At 67.7% G+C, this 21,192-nt stretch carries 20 protein-coding genes; 11 read left to right on the top strand and 9 right to left on the bottom strand.

The window, feature by feature from the left end:
• The first annotated feature begins 33 nt into the window (after nucleotides 1-33).
• Nucleotides 34-1,518, top strand: a complete 1,485-nt coding sequence (locus G6N50_RS13870; RefSeq protein ID WP_083095305.1) for an aldehyde dehydrogenase family protein — start codon at nucleotides 34-36, stop codon at nucleotides 1,516-1,518.
• A gap of 75 nt (nucleotides 1,519-1,593) precedes the next feature.
• Here the strand turns inward: G6N50_RS13870 and G6N50_RS13865 are convergent, their stop codons facing one another.
• On the bottom strand, nucleotides 1,594-1,884 hold the full coding sequence (locus tag G6N50_RS13865) for a hypothetical protein (protein WP_083095306.1): 291 nt from the start codon (nucleotides 1,882-1,884) through the stop codon (nucleotides 1,594-1,596).
• Between the two features lie 249 nt (nucleotides 1,885-2,133).
• Here G6N50_RS13865 and G6N50_RS13860 point away from each other — a divergent pair, with 249 nt between their 5' ends.
• Together G6N50_RS13860 and G6N50_RS13855 are read left to right on the top strand one after the other, a co-directional pair.
• Nucleotides 2,134-3,402 carry a cytochrome P450 gene (locus G6N50_RS13860; protein WP_083095307.1) on the top strand — a complete coding sequence of 423 codons (1,269 nt, stop codon included), beginning with the start codon at nucleotides 2,134-2,136 and terminating at the stop codon, nucleotides 3,400-3,402.
• Entirely contained in the window at nucleotides 3,399-4,190 is a 792-nt protein-coding gene (locus G6N50_RS13855) for a lysophospholipid acyltransferase family protein (RefSeq protein WP_083095308.1), read from the top strand. The genes G6N50_RS13860 and G6N50_RS13855 overlap by 4 nt, the downstream gene beginning before the upstream one ends.
• 87 nt (nucleotides 4,191-4,277) lie before the next feature.
• Here the strand turns inward: G6N50_RS13855 and G6N50_RS13850 are convergent, their stop codons facing one another.
• On the bottom strand, nucleotides 4,278-5,717 hold the full coding sequence (locus G6N50_RS13850) for a WS/DGAT/MGAT family O-acyltransferase (protein ID WP_083095309.1): 1,440 nt from the start codon (nucleotides 5,715-5,717) through the stop codon (nucleotides 4,278-4,280).
• A gap of 181 nt (nucleotides 5,718-5,898) precedes the next feature.
• Here G6N50_RS13850 and G6N50_RS13845 point away from each other — a divergent pair, with 181 nt between their 5' ends.
• The gene (locus tag G6N50_RS13845; RefSeq protein ID WP_083095310.1) at nucleotides 5,899-7,047 is read left to right on the top strand and encodes a thiolase family protein; all 1,149 of its coding nucleotides are present in this window, start codon (nucleotides 5,899-5,901) and stop codon (nucleotides 7,045-7,047) included.
• On the top strand, nucleotides 7,044-7,835 hold the full coding sequence (locus G6N50_RS13840) for a crotonase/enoyl-CoA hydratase family protein (protein ID WP_083095311.1): 792 nt from the start codon (nucleotides 7,044-7,046) through the stop codon (nucleotides 7,833-7,835). The genes G6N50_RS13845 and G6N50_RS13840 overlap by 4 nt, the downstream gene beginning before the upstream one ends.
• Nucleotides 7,836-7,887: 52 nt before the next feature.
• On the opposite strand, the gene G6N50_RS13835 is transcribed toward G6N50_RS13840, so the two are convergent.
• The 3 genes from G6N50_RS13835 to G6N50_RS13825 are packed head-to-tail and all read right to left on the bottom strand — an operon-like array spanning nucleotide 7,888 to nucleotide 10,536.
• Nucleotides 7,888-8,901: an NAD(P)/FAD-dependent oxidoreductase gene (locus tag G6N50_RS13835; protein WP_083095312.1), complete on the bottom strand. Its 1,014-nt coding sequence runs from the start codon at nucleotides 8,899-8,901 to the stop codon at nucleotides 7,888-7,890.
• 52 nt (nucleotides 8,902-8,953) lie between these two features.
• Nucleotides 8,954-9,454, bottom strand: coding sequence for an isoprenylcysteine carboxyl methyltransferase family protein (locus tag G6N50_RS13830; RefSeq protein ID WP_083095313.1), 501 nt, complete (start codon nucleotides 9,452-9,454; stop codon nucleotides 8,954-8,956).
• Nucleotides 9,455-9,474: 20 nt separating this feature from the next.
• Nucleotides 9,475-10,536 (bottom strand): type III polyketide synthase, encoded by a 1,062-nt coding sequence (locus G6N50_RS13825; protein ID WP_083095314.1) that lies wholly within the window; start codon nucleotides 10,534-10,536, stop codon nucleotides 9,475-9,477.
• Between the two features lie 143 nt (nucleotides 10,537-10,679).
• Here G6N50_RS13825 and G6N50_RS13820 point away from each other — a divergent pair, with 143 nt between their 5' ends.
• Together G6N50_RS13820 and G6N50_RS13815 are read left to right on the top strand one after the other, a co-directional pair.
• Nucleotides 10,680-11,828, top strand: coding sequence for an NAD(P)H-binding protein (locus G6N50_RS13820; RefSeq protein ID WP_083095315.1), 1,149 nt, complete (start codon nucleotides 10,680-10,682; stop codon nucleotides 11,826-11,828).
• The gene (locus tag G6N50_RS13815; protein WP_083095316.1) at nucleotides 11,825-12,547 is read left to right on the top strand and encodes a CPBP family intramembrane glutamic endopeptidase; all 723 of its coding nucleotides are present in this window, start codon (nucleotides 11,825-11,827) and stop codon (nucleotides 12,545-12,547) included. The genes G6N50_RS13820 and G6N50_RS13815 overlap by 4 nt, the downstream gene beginning before the upstream one ends.
• Before the next feature lie 6 nt (nucleotides 12,548-12,553).
• Here the strand turns inward: G6N50_RS13815 and G6N50_RS13810 are convergent, their stop codons facing one another.
• Nucleotides 12,554-13,894 (bottom strand): DUF2867 domain-containing protein, encoded by a 1,341-nt coding sequence (locus tag G6N50_RS13810; protein WP_083095386.1) that lies wholly within the window; start codon nucleotides 13,892-13,894, stop codon nucleotides 12,554-12,556.
• 91 nt (nucleotides 13,895-13,985) lie between these two features.
• The gene (locus G6N50_RS13805; RefSeq protein WP_083095317.1) at nucleotides 13,986-14,795 is read right to left on the bottom strand and encodes an enoyl-CoA hydratase; all 810 of its coding nucleotides are present in this window, start codon (nucleotides 14,793-14,795) and stop codon (nucleotides 13,986-13,988) included.
• 120 nt (nucleotides 14,796-14,915) lie between these two features.
• Between G6N50_RS13805 and G6N50_RS13800 the strand changes: the two genes are divergently transcribed.
• The gene (locus tag G6N50_RS13800) at nucleotides 14,916-15,998 is read left to right on the top strand and encodes a CaiB/BaiF CoA transferase family protein (RefSeq protein ID WP_083095387.1); all 1,083 of its coding nucleotides are present in this window, start codon (nucleotides 14,916-14,918) and stop codon (nucleotides 15,996-15,998) included.
• Nucleotides 15,999-16,046: 48 nt separating this feature from the next.
• The gene (locus G6N50_RS13795) at nucleotides 16,047-16,799 is read left to right on the top strand and encodes a 3-hydroxyacyl-CoA dehydrogenase (RefSeq protein ID WP_083095318.1); all 753 of its coding nucleotides are present in this window, start codon (nucleotides 16,047-16,049) and stop codon (nucleotides 16,797-16,799) included.
• 144 nt (nucleotides 16,800-16,943) lie between these two features.
• Here G6N50_RS13795 and G6N50_RS29720 read toward each other — a convergent pair whose 3' ends face one another.
• Nucleotides 16,944-17,066: a hypothetical protein gene (locus G6N50_RS29720; RefSeq protein WP_085981634.1), complete on the bottom strand. Its 123-nt coding sequence runs from the start codon at nucleotides 17,064-17,066 to the stop codon at nucleotides 16,944-16,946.
• Between the two features lie 308 nt (nucleotides 17,067-17,374).
• On the opposite strand from G6N50_RS29720, the gene G6N50_RS13790 reads away from it, so the two are divergent.
• Together G6N50_RS13790 and G6N50_RS13785 are read left to right on the top strand one after the other, a co-directional pair.
• Complete coding sequence (locus tag G6N50_RS13790) at nucleotides 17,375-19,723, top strand: MMPL family transporter (RefSeq protein WP_083095319.1); 2,349 nt, start codon at nucleotides 17,375-17,377, stop codon at nucleotides 19,721-19,723.
• Between the two features lie 65 nt (nucleotides 19,724-19,788).
• Entirely contained in the window at nucleotides 19,789-20,418 is a 630-nt protein-coding gene (locus tag G6N50_RS13785; protein ID WP_083095320.1) for a class I SAM-dependent methyltransferase, read from the top strand.
• 24 nt (nucleotides 20,419-20,442) lie between these two features.
• On the opposite strand, the gene G6N50_RS13780 is transcribed toward G6N50_RS13785, so the two are convergent.
• Nucleotides 20,443-21,156, bottom strand: coding sequence for an NAD-dependent deacylase (locus tag G6N50_RS13780; RefSeq protein ID WP_083095321.1), 714 nt, complete (start codon nucleotides 21,154-21,156; stop codon nucleotides 20,443-20,445).
• Nucleotides 21,157-21,192 lie beyond the last annotated feature (36 nt).

Raw genomic sequence — 21,192 nt, 5'->3', positions numbered from 1 at the left:
AGCCCCTCCGCGATTCAAAAGAGAGTGACAGATATGACTGAGGCTGTAAAGGTCCGCTTCGAGCCGAAGATGATGATCGACGGCAAACTCGTCGACGGGCAGGCCGGCACCTTCACCAACATCAACCCGGCGACCGAGGAGTCGCTCGGCGAGGTCGCCGACGCCTCCAAGGAGGACATGCACCGGGCCATCGACGCCGCCCGGCGCGCCTTCGACGAGACCGACTGGTCGACCAACCGCGAGCTGCGCAAGCGCTGCCTGTTGCAGCTGCACGAGGCGATCGAGTCCGAGATCGACGAGCTGCGCGAGGAGCTGATCCTCGAGGTCGGCTCGCCCCGGGCCATCACCTTCGGACCGCAGCTGGACGCCCCACTCGAAGACGGGCTGAAGTACCCGGCCCGGCTGATCGACGAATACGCGTGGGAGACCGACCTGGGCGACAAGGTGATCAGCCTGACCGGCACGCTGACCACCCGCAAGGTGTGGCGGGAACCGGTCGGCGTCGTCGGCGCGATCGTGCCGTGGAACTTCCCGTTCGAGGTGACGATCAACAAGCTGGGCCAGGCGCTGGGCACCGGCAACACGGTGGTGCTCAAACCGGCGCCGAACACCCCGTTCAACGCGACCCGGCTGGGCCGGCTCATCGCCGAGAAGACCGACATCCCCGCGGGCGTCGTCAACGTCGTCACCGCCTCGGACCACTTCGTGGGTGAGGAGCTGACGCTGTCGCCGAAGGTCGACCTGATCTCGTTCACCGGCTCGACGGTGGTGGGCAAGCGGATCATGGAAAAGGGCGCCGCGACCATGAAGCGGTTGTTCCTGGAACTCGGCGGCAAGTCGGCCACCATCGTCCTCGAGGACGCGGACTTCGGCACGGCATGCATGGTCGGCATCGCGCCGTGCATGCACGCCGGTCAGGGTTGCGCGAACCCGACCCGGCTGCTGCTGCCGCGGTCCCGCTACGACGAGGGCGTGGAGATCCTCAAGAACATCTACGAGAACGTGACATGCGCGGACCCGCAGGACCCGGGAACGCTGTGTGGGCCGGTGATCTCGCAACGACAGTTCGATCGCGTCACGGACTACATCAAGAAGGGCGTCGAAGAGGGCGCCACGGCGCTGGTCGGCGGCCCGGGTGCCGAAACCGGTTTTGACAAGGGCTATTACATCAGGCCAACGCTTTTCACCAACGTCGACAACAAGATGACCATCGCGCAGGAGGAGATCTTCGGCCCGGTGCTGTCGGTCATCCCGTTCGACGACGAGGAAGACGCGATCCGGATCGCCAACGACAGCGTGTACGGGTTGGCTGGCAACGTTTTTGCGGGCTCGCTGGAGCGTGCGCTGTCGGTGACCCGACGGATCAGGGCCGGCTTCATGGGCGTCAACGGCGGCGCCCCGTACGGCGCCGACACACCGTTCGGCGGCTACAAGGAAAGCGGCGTGGGCCGGCAGAACGGTGTGGCCGGGTTCGACCAGTACACCGAGATCAAGTCGGTCGCATACCCGGCCGGCTAGGAAGCATCCTTCGACGAGATTGCCGTCGGGGTCGCGGTTTTCGGGTTGGATCGCGACCGTGGCGGCAATCTCGGTTCAGCCGGGCGGCAGCGGCCGTTTGAGTGTGCAGACGATGCTCCACTCGAAATAGTGGTCACCGCCCCGGTCGTATTTCTTGAAGCGATGGGCGACTTGGATGCGTTGCACCGAGGATCCCACGATTTCCCAGCCCTGCTCGCCGTAGGTGCTTGTCAGGCGGTTCGCCGCTTCCAGAACCGTTTGCAACGACTCGTGAGTGTGCGAGATGAAGGTGCTTTCCCATCGCTGGGGATACCACTTGCCGTCCGACGCCAGCCACCAACCGGGACCGGGTGCGGGAGTGCTCACATCCGGGGACGATATGCGCCGTCGCCCCAGGGGAAATGAACTGCGGGTGACCGGCGCTGTGCGCGCCGCCGAAGAACTGGCGTCGAACGCGCCGGCGGCGCGATGGGTCCGGGGGCGGCCGGTAATCGTGCGGCCACTCCGGGAGCGCTCAGCTTGACCTAATATTTGTTCAGTTCTAGATTGGCAGGAGAGGTTGCGTCGCCCGGGTTGACGTTGGTGGGGCGGTTACCTGGATGCCTAGGAGTCCTGTTGAGCGAATTCGAATCGGTTGATTTCTTCACTGACGTGTCCCTGATTCCGGACCCGTACCCCTACTTCGACCATCTGCGCGCGCGTTGCCCGGTGCTGCCGCGACCCGACCAGGGTGTCACGGCGGTGACGGGACACTCCGAAGCGCTCGCCGTCTATAAAGATCCGGCGTTTTCGTCGTGTGTTTCGGTCGCCGGCCCGTTTTCGGGGCTGCCGTTCGAGCCTGAGGGTGACGACATCGGCAGCCTGATCGAACAGCATCGCTCGCAGATCCCGATGAGCGAACACATCGTGACTCAAGACCCACCGGAGCACGCCCGGACGCGGGGCCTGCTCAGTCGCCTGCTAACACCCAAGCGGCTCAAGGAAAACGAAGACTTCATGTGGCGGCTCGCCGATCAGCAGCTCGACGAGTTCCTATCCCGCGGGAGTTGTGAATTCCTCGACGAATACGCGCGGCCGTTCTCCGGACTGGTGATCGCCGACCTGCTGGGCGTTCCCATCGAGGATCACGAAGAATTCCGGGATGTGTTCTCGGGCAAGTTCTCCGGTGGGGTCGAGGACGACTCGATGACGCGCGCCCACAATCCGCTGGAATACCTCGACGAGAAGTTCACCACGCACATCACCGAGCGCCGCCGACAGCCACGCGAAGACGTGTTGACCGAGCCGGCCCAGGCGAAGTATCCCGACGGCTCGACGCCCGAAGTGATCGACGTGGTCCGGCTGGCGACGTTCCTGTTCGCGGCGGGCCAGGAAACCACCACCAAGCTGCTCAGCTTCGGGGTCCGCATGCTCGCCGAGAATCCGGAGTTGCAAAAGCTGCTCCGCGAAGACCGCAGCCGGATACCGAATTTCGTCGAAGAGACACTGCGCATGGAAAGCCCGGTCAAGTGTCACTTCCGGATGGCGCGCACGACGACCTCGATCGGTGACGCCGAGATCCCGGCGGGGAGCACGGTGATGCTGCTGCCCGGCGCGAGCAACCGGGACGCACGAAAGTTCGAGCGGCCCGATGAGTTTCGCATCGACCGGCCGAACGTGCGCGAGCATGTCGCGTTCGGCCGCGGCAATCACTCGTGCCCGGGCGCACCGCTGGCCCGCGCGGAGGGGCGGATCTCGCTGAACCGCATACTCGACCGGATGGCCGACATCACCATCACGGAGGCCAAGCACGGGCCGCCGGACGCCCGCCACTACACCTACGACCCGACCTGGCAAATGCGGGGCCTGTCCGAGCTGCACCTCGAATTCACCCCGATGTCGTGAGTGCCGACGACCTCGGCGCGTGGGATCCGGGATTCACCGAACGGTTCGTGAGCGCGGCAGAACCACTGGCGCGGCGCTGGTTTCGCTTCGAAGTGCGGGGGCTCGAGGCGTTGCCGCCCAACGGCGGTGCGCTGGTGGTCGGCAATCACTCGGGCGGCATGCTCACGCCCGACGTGCTGATCTTCGCCGCGGCGTTCTACCGCAGATTCGGGTACGAGCGCCCGCTGTACACACTCGGGCACGACGGGATGTTCGTCGGTCCCATGTCGGGATGGTTGACCCGCCTTGGGGTCATTCGCGCCACCTCGAAGAACACCGCACGGGCGCTGCGGTCCGGCGGCGTGGTGCTGGTGTTTCCCGGCGGAATTTACGACGCCTACCGACCGACGCTGGCGGAGAACGTCATTGACTTCAACGGCCGCATTGGATACATCAGGTCGGCGATCGACGCGCAGGTGCCGATCGTGCCTGTCGTCTCCATCGGCGGGCAGGAAAGCCAGCTGTTCCTCACGCGCGGCACGTGGCTGGCCAAGCGCCTGGGCCTGTCGCGATGGCGGTCCGACATTCTGCCCATCACCGTGGGCTTTCCGTTCGGGCTCAGCATGATCATGCCGCCCAACCTGCCGTTGCCGACCAAGATCGTCAGCGAGGTCCTGAAACCGATCGATGTCCTCGCCCAATTCGGCGACACGCCCGGCGCCGCCGACGTCGACGCGCACATCCGCGCCATGATGCAGACCGCGCTGGACGGCCTGGCTCGCCAGCGGCGCTTTCCGGTTCTGGGTTAGGGCCAATTCGGCCGAACCCTGGTAACCATAAGACGAGTTCGGAAAGCGTTATCACCCGCGCTAGCGCGTTCGTCGCTGGGTTGCATGTCATCGGGGGATTGCCGATGCGGGCGGCATCGCGCTCCGCACAGTGGCGATATCATCGGGAAAGCCTGCCGCAGTGCGGATTTCGCGGAATGCGCTGACCATGGCGTCGGTGAGTTCATGGGTGTCGCCGAGGGTGCGGTCGTCGGCGATCACCGATATGTTGAGCTGATCGACGTAGCTCCACACGGTGATGTTGATGCCACAGGCGGTGATCAGCGGGCCGGCCGAATAGATTTCGCTGACCGGGGCGCCGGCGAAACGGCCACGCTCACGCGGCCCCATCACGTTGGAAATCGGGATGTTGAACAGCCTGTTTCTCGTGTTCCGCCGGGCCAGCCATCTGAACGCCAGAGGGGATGCGGCGCCCGGCAGGTAGCTGATCAATTTGCCATACAGCTCAGGGCCGAACAGCTCGTTGTTTTCTTTCGCGATCGCGGTGCTCATCGACGTCAGCCGCACCCGCTGCAGCGGATCACCGATGTGCGTCGGCAGCGACACCGCCATGCCACCGAGCTCGTTGCCGCTGATCCGGTCTGGCGACCGGTCCGTGGTGGCCGGGACCGACGCGACCAGGGGCTGGTCGGCGCTGCCGTCGTAGCGCAACAGCAGTTCGCGCAATGCGCCCGCGGCGATCGCCATCACCATGTCGTTGATAGTGATCTGCAGCTGTTTGCCGGTCTGTTTGACCTGATCCAGCGGCAGCGTCGCGGTGGCGAAAGTCCTTGCCGGAGAGACCATGTGGTTGAGGAATGTCGGCGGTGCGTGCAGCAGCCGGGCAAGGTCGGGCTGTCTGCCGCGCTGCCGGGCGCCCCGCCGCAGCCGTCGCGCCCCGGCGAGCGCCTCGGCTATCACCCCGGGTAACGCGACGGCCTGCCGGGCGTGATCCTCGGCGGCAGCGCGCAACAGCTGCGCTGTCGAGGGCGGAGCACACGTCGTGTCATTGTCGCGGTCGTCCGGCACCGGGCCGGTCAAGTCCATGACCCTGGCCAGCAGGTTCGCCGAGGCGACGCCGTCGGCCAATGCGTGGTGCACCTTGCCGATGATCGCGACCTTGTGATCGGCCAAGCCTTCGGCGAAGTGGAACTCCCACAAAGGACGGTCGCGATCCAGCGGTATGCTGGCAATCCGCCCGATCACCTCGTCGAGCTCTCGGCGCCCACCCGGGGCGGGCACCTGAAGACGACGCAGATGGTAGTCGAGGTCAACTTCGCAATTCTGCAGCCACATCGGATGATGCAATCGCCATGGGATGTCGATCAGCTTGTAGCGCAACGGATCCAGCCGATGAAGTCGTCGGCTCAGCGTGTGCCGAAAAAGGTCGAAGTCAAGCTTTCGGCCGAAGTCGGCGGTGTCGACGATTGCCACCTTCAAGGTGTGCGTGTGCAGGTTCGGCGTCTCGCTGTACAACAGCATCGCGTCCATACCGTTGAGCCGCTTCACTCGACCATTATTGCCCTGCACCGCGAGCGAGGAGAACAAAATTCTGGTTCATCCGGCAGCGCTGAACGCCGGCGGCCGGGCCGAGAACCACCCCCGGGCTCGGCCCGCCCAACCCCTTGGTTGACAATCGAACGCAAGACTCCACTCATTTCGAAGCCCACGTGTCAAAGGAGACAAGACCATGGCTGAAGCCGTCATCGTCGAGGCAGTGCGTTCACCGATCGGCAAGCGCAACGGCGGATTGTCCGGGGTGCATCCCGCGGATCTGTCCGCGCAGGTGCTCAACGGCCTGGTCGACAAGGCGGGCGTCGACCCGGGCCTGGTCGACGACGTCATCTGGGGCTGCGTCATGCAGGCCGGCGAGCAGGCCCTCGACATCGGGCGCACCGCACTGCTGACCGCCGGCTGGCCCGAGACCGTCCCGGGCGTGACCGTGGACCGCCAGTGCGGCTCGAGTCAGCAGTCCATCCACTTCGCGGCCGCCGGCGTCATCGCCGGGCACTACGACGTCGTCGTCGCCGGGGGTGTCGAGTCCATGTCGCGGACCCCGATGGGCGCATCGCTGGCCAACGGCGGGCGCCCGTACCCCCAGGCCTTCCTGGACCGCTACGAAGGTCAGATCCCCAACCAGGGCATCGGCGCCGAGATGATCGCCGAGCAGTGGGGGTTCGACCGCACGACGCTCGACCAGTTCTCCCTCGACTCGCACGAAAAGGCTGCTGCCGCACAGGATTCTGGGGCTTTTGATGACCAGATCGTGGGCATCAAGGATCAGGACGGCAACGTGGTGCTCAAGGACGAAGGCATCCGTCGCGGCACGCCGATGGAGAAGATGGCCTCGTTGAAGCCTGCGTTCAAGGAAGACGGCGTGATTCACGCCGGCAACTCGTCGCAGATCTCCGACGGCTCGGCGGCGATCCTGTTCATGTCCGCCGAGAAGGCCAAGGAACTGGGGCTCAAGCCGATCGCCAAGGTGCACACCGCGACGCTGGCCGGGGCCGACCCGGTGATCATGCTGACCGCACCCATCCCGGCGACGCAGAAGGTGCTGAAGCGCTCCGGCCTGTCCATCGGCGACATCGGCGCCTACGAGGTCAACGAGGCCTTCGCGCCGGTTCCGCTGGCCTGGCTCAAGGACATCGGTGCCGACGAGACGAAGCTCAACCCCAACGGCGGCGCCATCGCGCTCGGCCACCCGCTCGGCGGATCCGGTGCCCGGATCATGACCACCCTGCTGTATCACATGCGGGACAAGGGAATTCAGTACGGCCTGCAGACCATGTGCGAAGGCGGCGGCCAGGCCAACGCCACCATCGTGGAACTGTTGTGACGGAAGCGCCGGGGGCCCTGGCCGAGCGCCGGGGCAACGTGATGGTGATAACCATCAACCGGCCGGAAGCCCGCAACGCGGTGAACGCCGCCGTCAGCATCGGACTCGGGAATGCCCTCGAAGAGGCGCAGCACGACCCCGAGGTGCGGGCGGTGGTGGTCACCGGCGCGGGCGACAAGTCGTTCTGCGCCGGAGCCGACCTCAAGGCGATCGCGCGCCGGGAGAATATCTATCACCCCGACCACCCCGAATGGGGCTTCGCCGGATACGTCCATCACTTCATCGACAAGCCCACCATCGCGGCGGTCAACGGCACCGCGTTCGGCGGGGGCACCGAGCTGGCCCTGGCCAGCGACCTGGTGGTGGCCGATGAACGAGCCCAGTTCGGCCTTCCCGAGGTCAAGCGCGGGCTGATCGCCGCGGCCGGTGGCGTGTTCCGCATCGCCGAGCAGCTGCCCCGCAAGGTGGCGATGCAGCTGCTGTTGACCGGCGAACCGCTGACCGCGGCCAAAGCCTGCGAATGGGGTCTGATCAACGACGTCGTCGCGCAGGGCTCGGTGCTGGACGCAGCGTTGGCGCTGGCCGAGCGGATCACCGTCAACGCGCCCCTGTCGGTGCAGGCCAGCAAGCGGGTCGCCTACGGCGTCGACGACGGCGTCGTCGTCGGTGACGAACCGGGTTGGGAGCGCACCATGCGCGAGATGAAGGCCCTGCTCAAGTCCGAAGACGCCAAAGAGGGACCGCTGGCGTTCGCCGAGAAACGGGAGCCGGTCTGGAAGGCGCGCTAGTTGTGATCGCGAGCGCGGCGCAGCCGGGCGCAGCGGGTCGCCGCCATCGGGACTAGCCCCCCAGGATGTTGACGCCCCGGTCGAACACCGCGGGTAGCAGCGTGCACGTCGGGACGACCGCGCGCCGCACCGCCTGCGGCCTGCTGGCCAGCACCAGCCCGCGGGTGAGCAGCCGGTAATTGCGGGTGATTCGGTGCCACGCCCTTTCGTAGGATGCCGGCGTCTCGTTGACGATGGCGTCGACCGCCGCGGCGGCCTGCTTGAGCGCCAGGCTGATGCCCTCACCGGTGAGCGCGTCCTCGTAACCGGCCGCGTCCCCGACCAGCAGCACGCGCCGCTCGACCCGGCGGGAGACCACCTGCCGCAACGGGCCGCAGCCGCGGGGCTGTCCGGGGCTGGCGCCGTGCAGCTGGCGGGCCAGCCGCGGGAACCAGGACAGGTCGGACCGGCCGCGCGACAGGATCGCCACCCCGACCAGATCGGGCTCGACCGGCGTCACGTACGCCTCACCCCAGCGCGACCAATACACCTCGACGAATTCCGACCACGCCGGCACCCGATAATGCCAACGCACGCCGTAGCGCCGCGGTGTCCCCGCCGTCGCCGTGATCCCGACCGCCCGCCGGACCTGGGAATGCAGTCCGTCGGCCGCCACCAACCATTTCGCGCGCACGCCGGCGGCCGAGACGCCGTGGGCGTCCTGCGCCACGGTTGTCACCCGCGTGCGGATCCAGTCGGTGTCCTGTTCTTTGGCCCGCGCGGCCAGCCCCGCGTGCAATGTCGTGCGGCGCACGCCGCGCCCCGGCCCGTTGCGAAAGCGTGCCTGCGCCCGTCGTCGTTCACTCACATACGCGATGCCGTGAAACGGCATGCCGACCGGGGCAACGCCCAGCGAGGTCAGTTCGGCCAGTCCGCCGGGCATCAACCCCTCGCCACATGCCTTGTCGATGGGGGTGTCCCGCGGCTCGGCCACGATCACCGAAAGTCCAAGGCGTCGAGCGTGTAACGCCGTGGCCAGCCCGCCCGGGCCGCCACCGACGATCAACAGATCCGCGTCGTAGGACATGAGCGCCGCTCCTCCTCATCGCTTCGCTCTGCATCGTCGCCAGCGCGGTCGCTCACGTGTAACCCAACGCGGAGTTCTCCACCCGCAGACGCACCCGCAGCAACGCGGCGTTGGCCAGCGTGAAGACGGCCGCGGTCAGCCACGCCGTGTGCACCAACGGCAATGCCACCCCCTCAGCCACCACTGCAACATAGTTCGGATGGTGCAGCCAGCGGTAGGGACCCTGACGCACCAGCGGCGCCTGCGGCAGAACGATCACCCGGGTGTTCCACCGCCGGCCCAGCGTCGTGATGCACCACCAGCGCAACGCCTGGCTGGCCACCACCACGGCCAGCATCGGCCAGCCCAGCCATCCGATGAACGGCCGGTGCAGCGCCCACGGCTCGACGAGGCAGCCAAGCAGCAACGCGCTATGAATGGCCACCATCACCGGATAATGCGATCGGCCAAACTCCTTGGCGCCCTGGGCAAACGACCAGCGCGCGTTGCGGGTTGACACCACCAGTTCCACGACGCGCTCGAGTGCGACCGCGAGCACCAGCAGGTAATACATGGCTACAGTCTTTACCAGCCCTACCAGGCCAGCAGCACCAGCTCGGAGCAGAACGCCGGGCCCATCGCGATCATCAGGCCGATCGCGCCCGGCGGCGGCGGGTCGGCCATGTTGGCCGCTAGCACGTCGAGCACCGAGACCGACGACAAATTTCCGTTGGTGCGCAACGAGTTTCGCGTGAGGTCGAGAGCATCCGGGGGAAGGTTCAGGACGCTCTCGACGGTCTCGATCACCCGCGGGCCGCCCGGATGGCATATCCAGGTCGTCACATCGTCCGGGGTCAGCCCGTGGTCGGCGAGGAAGTCGCGGACGTCGTCACCCAGGTATTTCTGAGCGATGGTGGCGACGTCGGCGGACACCACGATTCGGAAGCCGTCGCCACCGATCTTCCAGCCCATGACCTCTCCGGTATCGGGATAGCTGCGGCTGCGCGTCGCCAGCACCCGCGGGCCGGTGGGTTCCCGGCCGGCCCGGTGGGCGCCCTCGGTGATCACCGCCGCCGCCCCATCCCCGAGAAGGCCGGTGGCGACGAAGTTGGCGACCGAGTTGCCGCGCCGCTGGACGGTCAACGAACACCGTTCCACCGCGAGCACCGCGGCCGTTTGGTCGGGGAACACCCGCAGATAGTCGTGCATGCGCGCCACGCCCGTCGCACCGGCCAACGAACCCGGGCCGAACAGCGGGAGTCGTTTGACGTCGGGCCGCAGCCCCACGCGCGTCGACAGCCGCGCCTCCAGCGCGGGCCCGGCGACCGTCGTCGAAAACACGATGTCGAGCTCCGACGGCTTGACCATGGCCTCGTCGAGCGCGGCCACCAACGCCTGCTCGGCCAACTCGAGCGCCACCTCGAGATAGGCGTCGTCGGCCTCGGTGAATCCGCTCAGTTCGCGATAGCGGGGCGGCCGCAGCGCGGTATTGCGGCACTCAGTCCCGCCGCCGCGCGCGCTGTCGGTCAGCGCGCGGATGGCTTCGCTCTGGGTATAGCGGTTAGGTGGAAACTTCACCGCGACGCCGGCAATGGACGGATTTTTCACCGCAATCCCTGTTGAGCCGGCGAATGCACGGCTACCCGCATGGTCCATGTAGGGGTGACGGTGCCGCCGCGCCGCCGGTTCAAAAGCGTTTTCGTGCCGCGGGCGTGACGCCCGGACGGAAATTCGAGCCAAAAATCGCCATGGCGTTACGTGCGCGGCCCGCGGCCCGCGCGGGCCGCTAGGGTCGGGGTATGCGGGCTCTGGTCACCGGTGCCACCGGTTATGTGGGATCACGACTGGTCACGGCGCTACTGGCCGATCAGCACCAGGTAGCGGCGGCGACTCGAAACCCGGGGCGCCTCAAGCGTTTCGGCTGGTTCGACGACGTCACGCCGGTGAAATTGGACGCCGCCGACCCCGCGTCGCTGGCCTCCGCGTTCGCCAGCTGCGGGCCCGTTGACGTGGTGTATTACCTGGTGCACGCGATCGGACAGCCCGGTTTTCGCGACGCCGACAACACCGCGGCGGCCAACGTCGCCGCGGCGGCCCGCGACGCCGGCGTGCAACGCATCGTCTACCTGGGCGGCTTCGTGCCCGCCGGCGAGGACTTGTCCGAGCACTTGACCAGCCGGGCCGAGGTGGCCGAGGCGCTCACCATCCCGGACGGCCCCGAGCTGGTGTGGCTGGGCGCGGCGATCATCATCGGCGCGGGCTCGACGTCATTCGAGATGCTGCGCTACGTCGGGGACCGTTTCCCGCTGATCCCGATCCCGAGCTGGATGGACAACCCGCTCGACCCGATCTCCATCCGCGATGTGCTGCACTACCTGGTCGCCGCGGGCGACCGCGACCGGGTGCCCGCCGGGGCATACGACATCGCCGGGCCGGACACCACCTCGTACCGGGACCTGCTCAAGGCCTATGCGCGCGTCTCCGGCCGCTGGCACACCGGATTGCCGGTCGGCAGGGTCGACACCTCGCTGGCGTCGCTGATCACCGGCGTCGCGCTGCCGGTGCCCCAGGGATTGGCGGGCGATCTGGTCGAATCGCTGGACCACCCGATGGTGGCGTCCGCCACCGGCCTGCGCGAGAGGGTTCCCGACCCGCCCGGGGGCCTGCTCGGGATCGACGAGTCCATCGCCCTCGCCCTGGCCGGCCAGTCCAGTCGCCGGCCGCGGCCCGTCAACGCCCTGGCCGATCCGCATCACCTCGCCAACACCGACCCGACCTGGGCCGGCGGCGATGCGCTGCGCATCCGCCGACTCGCCCAGCGGGTCACCCCGTCGGTCGTGCGGCCGACGCTGGGGCTGGTGAACCGGGTCCCCGGTCCGGTGGCCGGAGCGGTGCGCACCGGCCTCGACATCCTGATCGCCCTGACCCCGAAGGTGCATCCCGTATGAGCGAGTCGACGAGTTCGTACCACACGGGCGCGCTGTCCGAGTGGTGGCGCGCGCTCACCAATGTCGCTGTGCCCCACCATGAGTCGCCCGCCGTCGTGCGACGCCGACGGGTCATTGTGGCCATCACGGTGGTCATCGGTGCCGGGGTACTCGGGTTTTCGTTACGGCGCCATCCGGGGGATTCGAGCTTTTACTGGCTGACCCTGGCGCTGGCGGGAGTGTGGACCGCCGGCGGCTTCATCTCCGGCCCGCTGCATCTGGGCGGCATCTGCTGGCGCGGCCGCAACCAAAGGCCGGTCATCACCGGTACGACGATCGGCCTCCTGCTGGGCGCGGTCTTCGTGGTGGGCGGGCTGATCGCGCGGGAGATCACGCCGGTCGCGGAGTTGATCACCCGGGTGCTGGAATACGCCCACCACGGCTGGTATCCGGTGATCGTGGCGATCACGCTGGTCAACGGCGTCGCCGAGGAAGTGTTCTTTCGCGGCGCGCTCTACACCGCCCTGGGCCGCTATCACCCGGTCCTGATTTCGACCGTCCTCTACACGTTCGCGACGCTGGCCAGCGGCAACCCGATGCTCGGTTTCGCCGCGATCATCCTGGGGACGGTGTGCGCGTTCGAGCGCCGGGCCACCGGCGGTGTCCTGGCGCCGGTGCTCACCCATTTGGTGTGGGGGCTGATCATGGTCGTCGTGCTGCCCCCGATGTTCGGCGTCTGACGCCGGCTATCCGGACGAACCCACGACCTCGCGGGCCAGTGCCCGCATTGCGGCGGTGTGGGTCGGCCGCGCGAAGAACCAGTACACCCGCCCCGGAATGCCCTTCGGCAGAAAAATGGACCGCTGGGTATAGCGGGCGCCGCGACCCTCTTGCCGAGTGACCGCAATCTCGAGCCACTCCCGGCCCGGCGCTCGCTTGGTAGAGCGCAGCCGCAGCAGGGTTCCCGCTGTGCGCTCCTCGACCTTCCAGCCGGCCGCGCGTGAGTTCACCGCGTCCTCGGCCGCCTTCCAGACGCTCTCGGGTTCGGCGGTGGTTGCGGCGGTGCGCACGTCGGTGTAGACGATCTCACCCGCCCAGTCCGGGTCCGTGGGCAGCGCCTCGGCCGGTTCGGACCGCAACGACGACCAGGTGGGTTCGGGGACGCCCCGCGCCGCGCGGTCCAGCGCGAGTTCGACGGCCCGCCGGTACCCGGTCAGACCGCCGGGTGGTGGCGCGATGATGCCGTCGACGTCGTGGTTGCGCATCACCGCGTCGCACTCCAGCGATTCGATCAGCGGCCGCGCCAAACCGGGCGGAATCGGCGTCACCGTTCCGACCCAGAGGCTGGCGATGGTCGGGGTCAAAAACGGCAACACGATGAGGTAGCGCTTGCCCAGGCCCGCCACGTCGGCGTAGACCCGCATCATGTCGCCGTATTCCAACACGTCGGGCCCGCCGACGTCCCAGGTGCGCGACTCCGGGACCGGGGCCGTCGCGGCCGCGGCCAGGTAGTACAGCACGTCGCGCACCGCGATCGGCTGAATCTTGTTGTGCACCCACTTCGGCGTCGTCATCACCGGCAGCCGGTCGGTGAGGTGCCGGATCATCTCGAACGACGCCGACCCCGAGCCGACGACCACCCCGGCCTGCAGCACCACCGTCTCGATGGCGGACTCGATCAAAACGTCGCCGACGGCTTTGCGTGACGCGAGATGCGGTGAGAGGTCGCTGTTTTCGGGATGCAGCCCGCTCAGATACACCACCCGCCGCACCCCGGCGCGACGCGCGGCCGTAACGACGTTGCGCACGGCGCGGGTCTCCTCGGCGGCGAAATCCTTCGAGCTGCCCATCGAATGAACGAGGTAGTAGACGACGTCGATGCCGTCGAACGCGGCGATCAGCGAATCGACGTCACCGAGGTCACCGCGCGCGATTTCCGCCTGTTCCCGCCATGGCACCTGCGCCAGCTTGTCGGGGTTGCGCGCCAACGCCCGAACGTGATGGCCCTCGCCCAGCAGTCGGGGCACCAGGCGCCCGCCGATGTAGCCTGTCGCTCCTGTCACCAGGCACCGCACCGGTTGGGGCATCGATCCTCCGTCGTTGGTCAGCATTGGGTCTGGTGAGGAGGATTACCGCATCGAGAGGTGATTAAGCGTTGCGGCCCATCGCCGCAACGACTCAGCGGTCGGTGAAGTTGGCGGCGCGGCGTTGCTGGAAGGCCGTTGCGCCCTCGACGAAGTCGGGGGACTTCAGCAGCACCGACTGTCCGTCGAACTCACGCTGCAGGGCCGCGTCCAACTCGGTCAGCGTGGCCGCGTTGATCGCCAGCTTGGTCTTGGCGAAGGCCACCGCCGGGCCGCCCATCAACCGTGCGATCACCTTGTCCACCTCGGCGTCGAACTCGTCGGCCGGGTAGACCGCGGTGACCAGGCCCCAGGACAACGCCTCGGCGGCGGTCAGCCGGTCCGGAAGCAGCGCCATCTGCATGGCCCGGATCCGGCCGATCGCGGCTGCCACCAACGCCGACGCGCCGCCGTCGGGCATCAACCCGATCTTGGTGAAGGCGAGCATGAAAAACGCGCTCTCCGAAGCCAGTACGACGTCGCAGGCCAGGGCGATGGAGACGCCGACGCCGGCCGCGGGTCCCTGGACCACGGCGACCACCGGGTGCGGCAGCACGGTGATCGCCCGCACCAGCCGGTTGATCTCCAGGATGATCTCGTCCGGCGGGACACCGCCGCCGGAGACGTCGTCGGCGCTGATGCCCGCACCGGAGCTGAAGCCGCGTCCGGCGCCGCCGAGCCGCACCACCTTGACCTCCGGATCGGTGGCCGCGTACTCCATCGCGTCCGCGAGGCCGGTGATCACCGGGATGGTCAGCGAATTCAGGCTGTCGGGCCGGTTGATGGTCACAGACAGCACGCCGTCGGACAGCTCGACGTCAAGGCCGGCGACTGGGGTGAGGGTGGCGATCGCGGATGGAGGCATGGGCTCACCATAAGTGACCGGGGTGCGCGGCCTTCCGGCACGGCTGCGAAGATGTCGAACGACCGGTTGTTTGGTTGCGAACGGTCAACGGCGTCAGAGCAGACGAAAGGTCGGTGGATCGTGGCTGGACCGCTACAGGGACTGCGTGTTGTCGAATTGGCCGGCATCGGCCCCGGCCCACACGCCGCGATGATCCTGGGGGATCTGGGCGCCGACGTGGTGCGCATCGATCGCCCCTCATCGGGACCCGGGGGCGTCGCCAAGGACGCCATGATGCGCAACCGGCGGGTGGTGACCGCCGATCTGAAGTCCGAGGAAGGACGCGGGCTCGTCCGCAAGCTGATCGCCAAAGCCGACGTGCTGATCGAGGGTTACCGCCCCGGCGTCACCGAGCGGCTCGGCCTGGGACCCGAGGACTGCGCCAAGGTCAACGACCGGCTGGTCTACGCCCGGATGACCGGCTGGGGTCAGACCGGCCCGCGCAGCCAGCAGGCGGGGCACGACATCAACTACATCTCGCTCAACGGGATCCTGCACTCCATCGGCCGGGCGAACGAACGGCCCGTCCCGCCGCTGAACCTGGTCGGCGACTTCGGCGGCGGCTCGATGTTCCTGCTGCTCGGCATCCTGTCCGCGCTGTGGGAGCGACAGACCTCCGGCAAGGGGCAGGTCGTCGACGCGGCGATGGTGGACGGTTCCAGCGTGCTGGTCCAGATGATGTGGCAGATGCGTGCGTCGGGCATGTGGACCGACGCCCGCGGCACCAACCTGCTCGACGGCGGCGCGCCGTACTACGACACCTACGAGTGTGCCGACGGGCGCTACGTCGCGGTCGGCGCCATCGAGCCGCAGTTCTACGCCGCCATGCTGACCGGGCTCGGCCTGGACGGCGCCGACCTGCCCGGCCAGAACGACGTCAGCCGCTGGCCCGAACTCCGGGCCCTGCTGACCGAGAAGTTCGCCAGCCAGGACCGCGACCACTGGGCCAAGGTGTTCGCCGACTCCGACGCGTGCGTGACGCCGGTGCTCGCCTTCGGCGAGGTGCAGACTGAGCCGCACATCACCGAGCGCAACACCTTCTACGAAGTCAACGGCGGCCTGGAGCCGCTGCCGGCGCCGCGGTTCTCCCGCACCGCGCCGGAGACCCCGCGTCCCGCGGCGCCGGTGACCGACGCCGAAGCGGTACTCAAGGAATGGGCATAGTCCCGACCCATCAATTGGCTGGAAGCCAGAGAATCAGGAAGGACTCGGATGGAGATCAAAGACGCCGTTGCCGTCGTCACCGGGGGAGCGTCGGGCCTTGGCCTGGCCACCACCAAGCGGCTGCTCGATCGCGGTGCGCAGGTCGTCGTCATCGACCTGCGCGGCGAAGAAGCGGTCCGCGAGCTGGGGGACCGCGCGCGATTCGTCGAGGCGGACGTCACCGATGAGGCCGCCGTCGGCAAGGCGCTGGACGCCGCGGAGTCGATGGGCACGCTGCGGATCAACGTCAACTGCGCCGGCATCGGCAACGCCATCAAGACGCTGTCCAAGGACGGCCCGTTCCCGCTGGACGGGTTCAAGAAGGTGGTCGGGGTCAACCTGATCGGCACGTTCAACGTGCTGCGCCTGGCAGCCGAGCGGATCGCCAAGACCGAGCCGGTCGGTGAGGAGCGTGGCGTCATCATCAACACCGCCTCGGTCGCCGCGTTCGAAGGCCAGATCGGCCAGGCCGCCTACTCGGCGTCCAAAGGCGGCGTGGTCGGCATGACCCTGCCGATCGCGCGCGACCTGTCGCGGGAGCTCATCCGCGTGGTGACCATCGCGCCGGGCCTGTTCAAGACCCCGCTGCTGGGATCGCTGCCCGAGGAGGCGCAGGCGTCGCTGGGCAAGCAGGTGCCGCACCCGGCCCGGCTGGGTGACCCCGACGAATACGGCGCGCTGGCCGTCCACATCATCGAGAACCCGATGCTCAACGGCGAGGTCATCCGCCTCGACGGCGCCATTCGCATGGCGCCCCGCTGAGCGGACCAGGCCTCCCGACAAACGAAAACCCCCCGCATCGGCGGGGGGCTTTCGTTATAACCAGGATCAATGATTACTTGCGGAACCATCGACTGACGTTGGGTTCGGCCATTAACAGTCGTGCGAGCATGCTCATGGTTTGCCTCAGCTCGCCGCTTGCAGTTCTTCGAACTGCTCCGAGGTCTCGCCTTCCACCAGCACGTCGCCGTGGTAGAGGGCTTCGAAGTCAACTTTGATGACGTCGGCACTTGTGTCGTCGATCCACATGACACTGAGCGTATGGGCCACCATTAAGGAATCTTTGAGTCACGATTCGGAAAACCTTGGCAATTTACCGGCGAGTAGGTTGACCGGGGTCTGCGTGGCGATTTTGGCCCTGAGCTGCTTAGTTACCGCACACTTTTCTGGCCGGACTCTTACCGTAGCGCGGTTTAAAACCGGCATTGAACGGTCCGGGCGCTCGCTTGCGTGCTTAAGGCGAACACTGTTCCACGCGTGAAGATTAGCGTTTGTTAGGTTGTCGCCGACACTCCAGCGGCCTGCGCAACGGGGCACCGGCAGCGGAAGGGCTCAAAATGCTGCAAAGAATCGCCCGAATCGCCATCAGGGCGCCCCGCCGCATTATCGCGACAGGTGTCCTGGTTTTCATCGCCGCCGCCGTCTTCGGCATCCCCGTCGCCAAGAGCCTGTCGCCGGGCGGTTTCCAGGACCCGGACTCGGAGTCGGCGCGCGCCATCGGTGTGTTGACGGACAAGTTCGGGCAGAGCGGCCAGCAGATGCTGATCCTGGTGACCGCCCCCGGGGGCACCAACAGCGCGCAGGCCCGCAAGGTGGGCACCGACCTCGTCGACCAGCTGCAACGGTCGCCGTTGGTCTACAACGTCTCCTCGCCGTGGACCCGACCGGTCTCCGCCGCGCCGGGGTCGCCGGAAGACATGGTCAGCCGCGACGGCAAGACGGGGCTCATCGTGGTCAACGTCAAGGGCGGCGAAAACTACGTCCAGAACAACGCCCAGACCCTGGCCGACCAGTTCATCCACGACCGTGACGGTGTCACCGTCCGCGCCGGCGGTGCGGCGATGCAGTACGCGCAGATCAATACGCAGAACCAGGCCGACCTGCTGGTGATGGAGATGATCGCGCTCCCGCTGAGCTTCCTGGTGCTGATCTGGGTGTTCGGCGGGCTGCTGGCCGCGGCGTTGCCGATGGCGCTGGGCGCCCTCGCCGTCGTCGGGTCGATGACGGTGTTGCGGCTGATCACCTTCACCACCGAGGTGTCGATCTTCGCCCTCAACCTGAGCACCGCCCTGGGCCTGGCCCTGGCCATCGACTACACCCTGCTGATCGTCAGCCGCTATCGCGACGAGTTGGCCGAGGGCCACGACCGCGACGAAGCACTGATCCGAACCATGGCCACTTCCGGCCGCACCGTGCTGTTCTCCGCGGTCACGGTGGCGTTGTCCATGTCGGCGACGGTGGCGTTCCCCATGTACTTCCTCAAGTCCTTCGCCTACGCCGGCGTGGCCACCGTCGCCTTCGTCGCGATCGCCTCGATCGTGATCACCCCGGCCGCGATCGTGCTGCTGGGATCCCGGCTGGATGCACTGAATGTGCGCCGGCTGGCGCGCCGGGTGCTCAGGCGCCCGGAGCCCGCGCACAAACCCGTCGAGCAGATGTTCTGGTACCGGTCGCCCAAGTTGGTGATGCGCCGCTGGGCACCGATCGGCCTGACCGTCGTCGCGCTGCTGTTGCTGCTCGGCTATCCGTTCCTGCGGGTGGCGTGGGGCTTCCCCGACGACCGGGTGCTGCCACGTTCGGCGTCGGCGCATCAGGTGGGCGACCGATTGCGCAACGACTTCGCGCACGACTCGGCGACGTCGGTGCCCATCGTCATCCCCGATGCGGCCCGTCTGAAGCCGGCCGACCTCGACAAGTACGCCGCCGATCTGTCGCGCGTTGCCGACGTATCGGCGGTGTCGGCGCCCGGCGGCACCTTCACCGCCGGCAACCGGGTGGGACCGCCCGCCGGGGCCACCGGATTGAACGACGGCAGCGCCTTTTTGACCGTCAGCAGCACGGCGCCCCTGTTCTCCACCGCGAACGACACCCAACTCAAGCGGCTGCACGACGTGCCCGGACCCGGCGGTCGATCCGTCGAGATGGGCGGGGTGGCGCAGGTCAACCGCGACAGCGTCGACGCCGTGACCGACCGGCTGCCGCTGGTCCTCGGGTTGATGGCAGCGATCACCTTTGTGCTGCTGTTCCTGCTCACCGGCAGCGTGCTGCTGCCGGCCAAGGCGCTCGCCTGCAACGTCCTCTCGTTGACCGCGGCGTTCGGCGCGCTGGTGTGGATCTTCCAGGACGGCCACCTCGGTGCATTGGGCACGACGCCCAGCGGGACGCTGGTGGCCAACATGCCGGTGCTGCTGTTCTGCATCGCGTTCGGGTTGTCCATGGACTACGAGGTCTTCCTGCTCTCCCGGATCCGCGAGTACTGGCTGGCGTCCGGCGCCGCCCGGCCGGCGAAGCCGACCCCGAAGCAAGCCCACGCCGCCAACGACGAGAGCGTGGCGCTCGGAGTCGCCCGCACCGGTCGCGTGATCACCGCCGCCGCGTTGGTGATGTCGATGTCGTTCGCCGCGCTGATCGCCGCCCACGTCTCGTTCATGCGGATGTTCGGCCTCGGCCTGACGCTCGCCGTGTTCGCCGACGCCACCCTGGTGCGGATGGTGGTCGTGCCGGCCTTCATGCATGTGATGGGCCGGTGGAATTGGTGGGCGCCCCAGCCGCTGGCGTGGCTGCACGACCGATTCGGCATCAGCGAGGGAGGGCCGGGAGAAGCCGTCCACGACCTCGAGCCGGTTGCGGAGCCCGTCGAGCTCCCCGGGGCGGTGGTCGGCGAGCCCGTGCCCAATATCGGTTAACGCCGACCAGCTTGTCGCAGGGCCCCTATTCTGGGGCTCATTCGAGTCGGAAGGTTCCAATACGCATGACAACGGTGGTCGACAACCCCTTCTTCGCGCGCATCTGGCCAATCGTCGCCTCCCATGAAACCGAGGCGATCCGGACGCTTCGCCGGGAGAACCTGGCCGGACTGTCCGGGCGGGTGCTGGAAGTCGGTGCGGGCATCGGCACGAACTTTTCCCACTACCCGGACTCGGTCGACGAGGTGGTCGCGGCGGAACCCGAACCGCGGCTGGCGGCCCAGGCCCGTGCCGCCGCGGAGGCGGTGCCCGTCCGGGTCGTCGTGACCGGCGAGACGGCCGAAGCATTCGGCGACGGGGAGTTGTTCGACGCGGCGGTGTGCTCGCTGGTGTTGTGCTCGGTGGGCGACCCGGGCACCGTGTTGCGGCGGCTGTACTCGTTGCTGCGGCCGGGCGGGGAACTGCGCTATCTCGAGCACATCGCCAGTGCCGGTGCGCGCGGCCGTCTTCAGCGTTTCGCCGATGCGACGGTGTGGCCGCGGCTGTTCGGCAACTGCCACACCCATCGCGACACCGAGCGCTCGATCGTCGAGGCGGGATTCGAGGTCGACACGTCGCGACGGGAATTCACCTTGCCGGCCTGGGCGCCGATGCCGGTCTCCGAGCTCTTGCTCGGTCGCGCGCGCAGACCCTGAGCTGGCCCTGAGCCGTCGGCCCGGTCAGCTCAGCAGCGCCGGTAGCCGCTCCAGCAGTCCGGGCAGGGCCTGGCTCGCCGTCTGGCGCATGCTGATCGTGGCGCTGCGGGATAGCGGCGTGACTTCGGGATTGACCTCGATGACGGCGGTCCCGCGGGACAGCGCCAGCTCGGCCAGCCCGGCCGCCGGATAGACGATCGCCGAGGTGCCCACCACCACCATCACGTCGGCGGCCTCGGTCGCTTCGACGGCGCGTTGCCACGGTTCGTCGGGCAGCTGTTCGCCGAACCACACGATGTCGGGTCGGATCAGCCCCCCGCAGTGACATAGCGGCGGCTCCACCTCCAGCGCCGGTTCGGACATCGCGGGCAGTGCGCCGGAATAGTGCGTACCGCAACGCGCACAACAGAATTCGAACAGGCTGCCGTGCAGATGGTGAACCGACTGGCTGCCCGCGCGCTCGTGCAGGTCGTCGACGTTCTGGGTGATGACGCTGACCTGGGCATCGTCTTGCCAGGCCGCGATGGCGCGATGACCCGCATTCGGTTGGACATCGGCGACCAGATAATGGCGCCACAAATACCAGCCCCACACCCGCTGCGGGTTGTCGCGCCATCCCTGGGTGCTGGACAACTCGTATGGATCGAAGCGGGCCCACAATCCGTTCTTGTCGTCGCGGAAGGTCGGCACACCGCTCTCCGCGGAGATCCCCGCGCCGCTGAGCACCGCTACTCGCATCTCACCAAGATAGCCGCGGGTGGGGGATACTGGACG

The organism is Mycobacterium mantenii, assembly GCF_010731775.1.
Lineage (GTDB): Bacteria > Actinomycetota > Actinomycetes > Mycobacteriales > Mycobacteriaceae > Mycobacterium > Mycobacterium mantenii.
This window is presented reverse-complemented; position numbering and strand designations above follow the sequence as displayed.

Excerpts from the sequence above, each read along its gene's own strand:
- G6N50_RS13780 (WP_083095321.1), bottom strand. The coding sequence starts at position 21,156 with ATGCGAGTAGCGGTGCTCAGCGGCGCGGGGATCTCCGCGGAGAGCGGT.
- G6N50_RS13790 (WP_083095319.1), top strand. The coding sequence starts at position 17,375 with ATGCTGCAAAGAATCGCCCGAATCGCCATCAGGGCGCCCCGCCGCATT.
- G6N50_RS13835 (WP_083095312.1), bottom strand. The coding sequence starts at position 8,901 with ATGTCCTACGACGCGGATCTGTTGATCGTCGGTGGCGGCCCGGGCGGG.
- G6N50_RS13795 (WP_083095318.1), top strand. The coding sequence starts at position 16,047 with ATGGAGATCAAAGACGCCGTTGCCGTCGTCACCGGGGGAGCGTCGGGC.
- G6N50_RS29720 (WP_085981634.1), bottom strand. The coding sequence starts at position 17,066 with ATGTGGATCGACGACACAAGTGCCGACGTCATCAAAGTTGACTTCGAA.
- G6N50_RS13825 (WP_083095314.1), bottom strand. The coding sequence starts at position 10,536 with ATGGACCATGCGGGTAGCCGTGCATTCGCCGGCTCAACAGGGATTGCG.
- G6N50_RS13830 (WP_083095313.1), bottom strand. The coding sequence starts at position 9,454 with ATGTATTACCTGCTGGTGCTCGCGGTCGCACTCGAGCGCGTCGTGGAA.
- G6N50_RS13870 (WP_083095305.1), top strand. The coding sequence starts at position 34 with ATGACTGAGGCTGTAAAGGTCCGCTTCGAGCCGAAGATGATGATCGAC.
- G6N50_RS13845 (WP_083095310.1), top strand. The coding sequence starts at position 5,899 with ATGGCTGAAGCCGTCATCGTCGAGGCAGTGCGTTCACCGATCGGCAAG.
- G6N50_RS13820 (WP_083095315.1), top strand. The coding sequence starts at position 10,680 with ATGCGGGCTCTGGTCACCGGTGCCACCGGTTATGTGGGATCACGACTG.
- G6N50_RS13785 (WP_083095320.1), top strand. The coding sequence starts at position 19,789 with ATGACAACGGTGGTCGACAACCCCTTCTTCGCGCGCATCTGGCCAATC.
- G6N50_RS13805 (WP_083095317.1), bottom strand. The coding sequence starts at position 14,795 with ATGCCTCCATCCGCGATCGCCACCCTCACCCCAGTCGCCGGCCTTGAC.
- G6N50_RS13815 (WP_083095316.1), top strand. The coding sequence starts at position 11,825 with ATGAGCGAGTCGACGAGTTCGTACCACACGGGCGCGCTGTCCGAGTGG.
- G6N50_RS13810 (WP_083095386.1), bottom strand. The coding sequence starts at position 13,894 with ATGCCCCAACCGGTGCGGTGCCTGGTGACAGGAGCGACAGGCTACATC.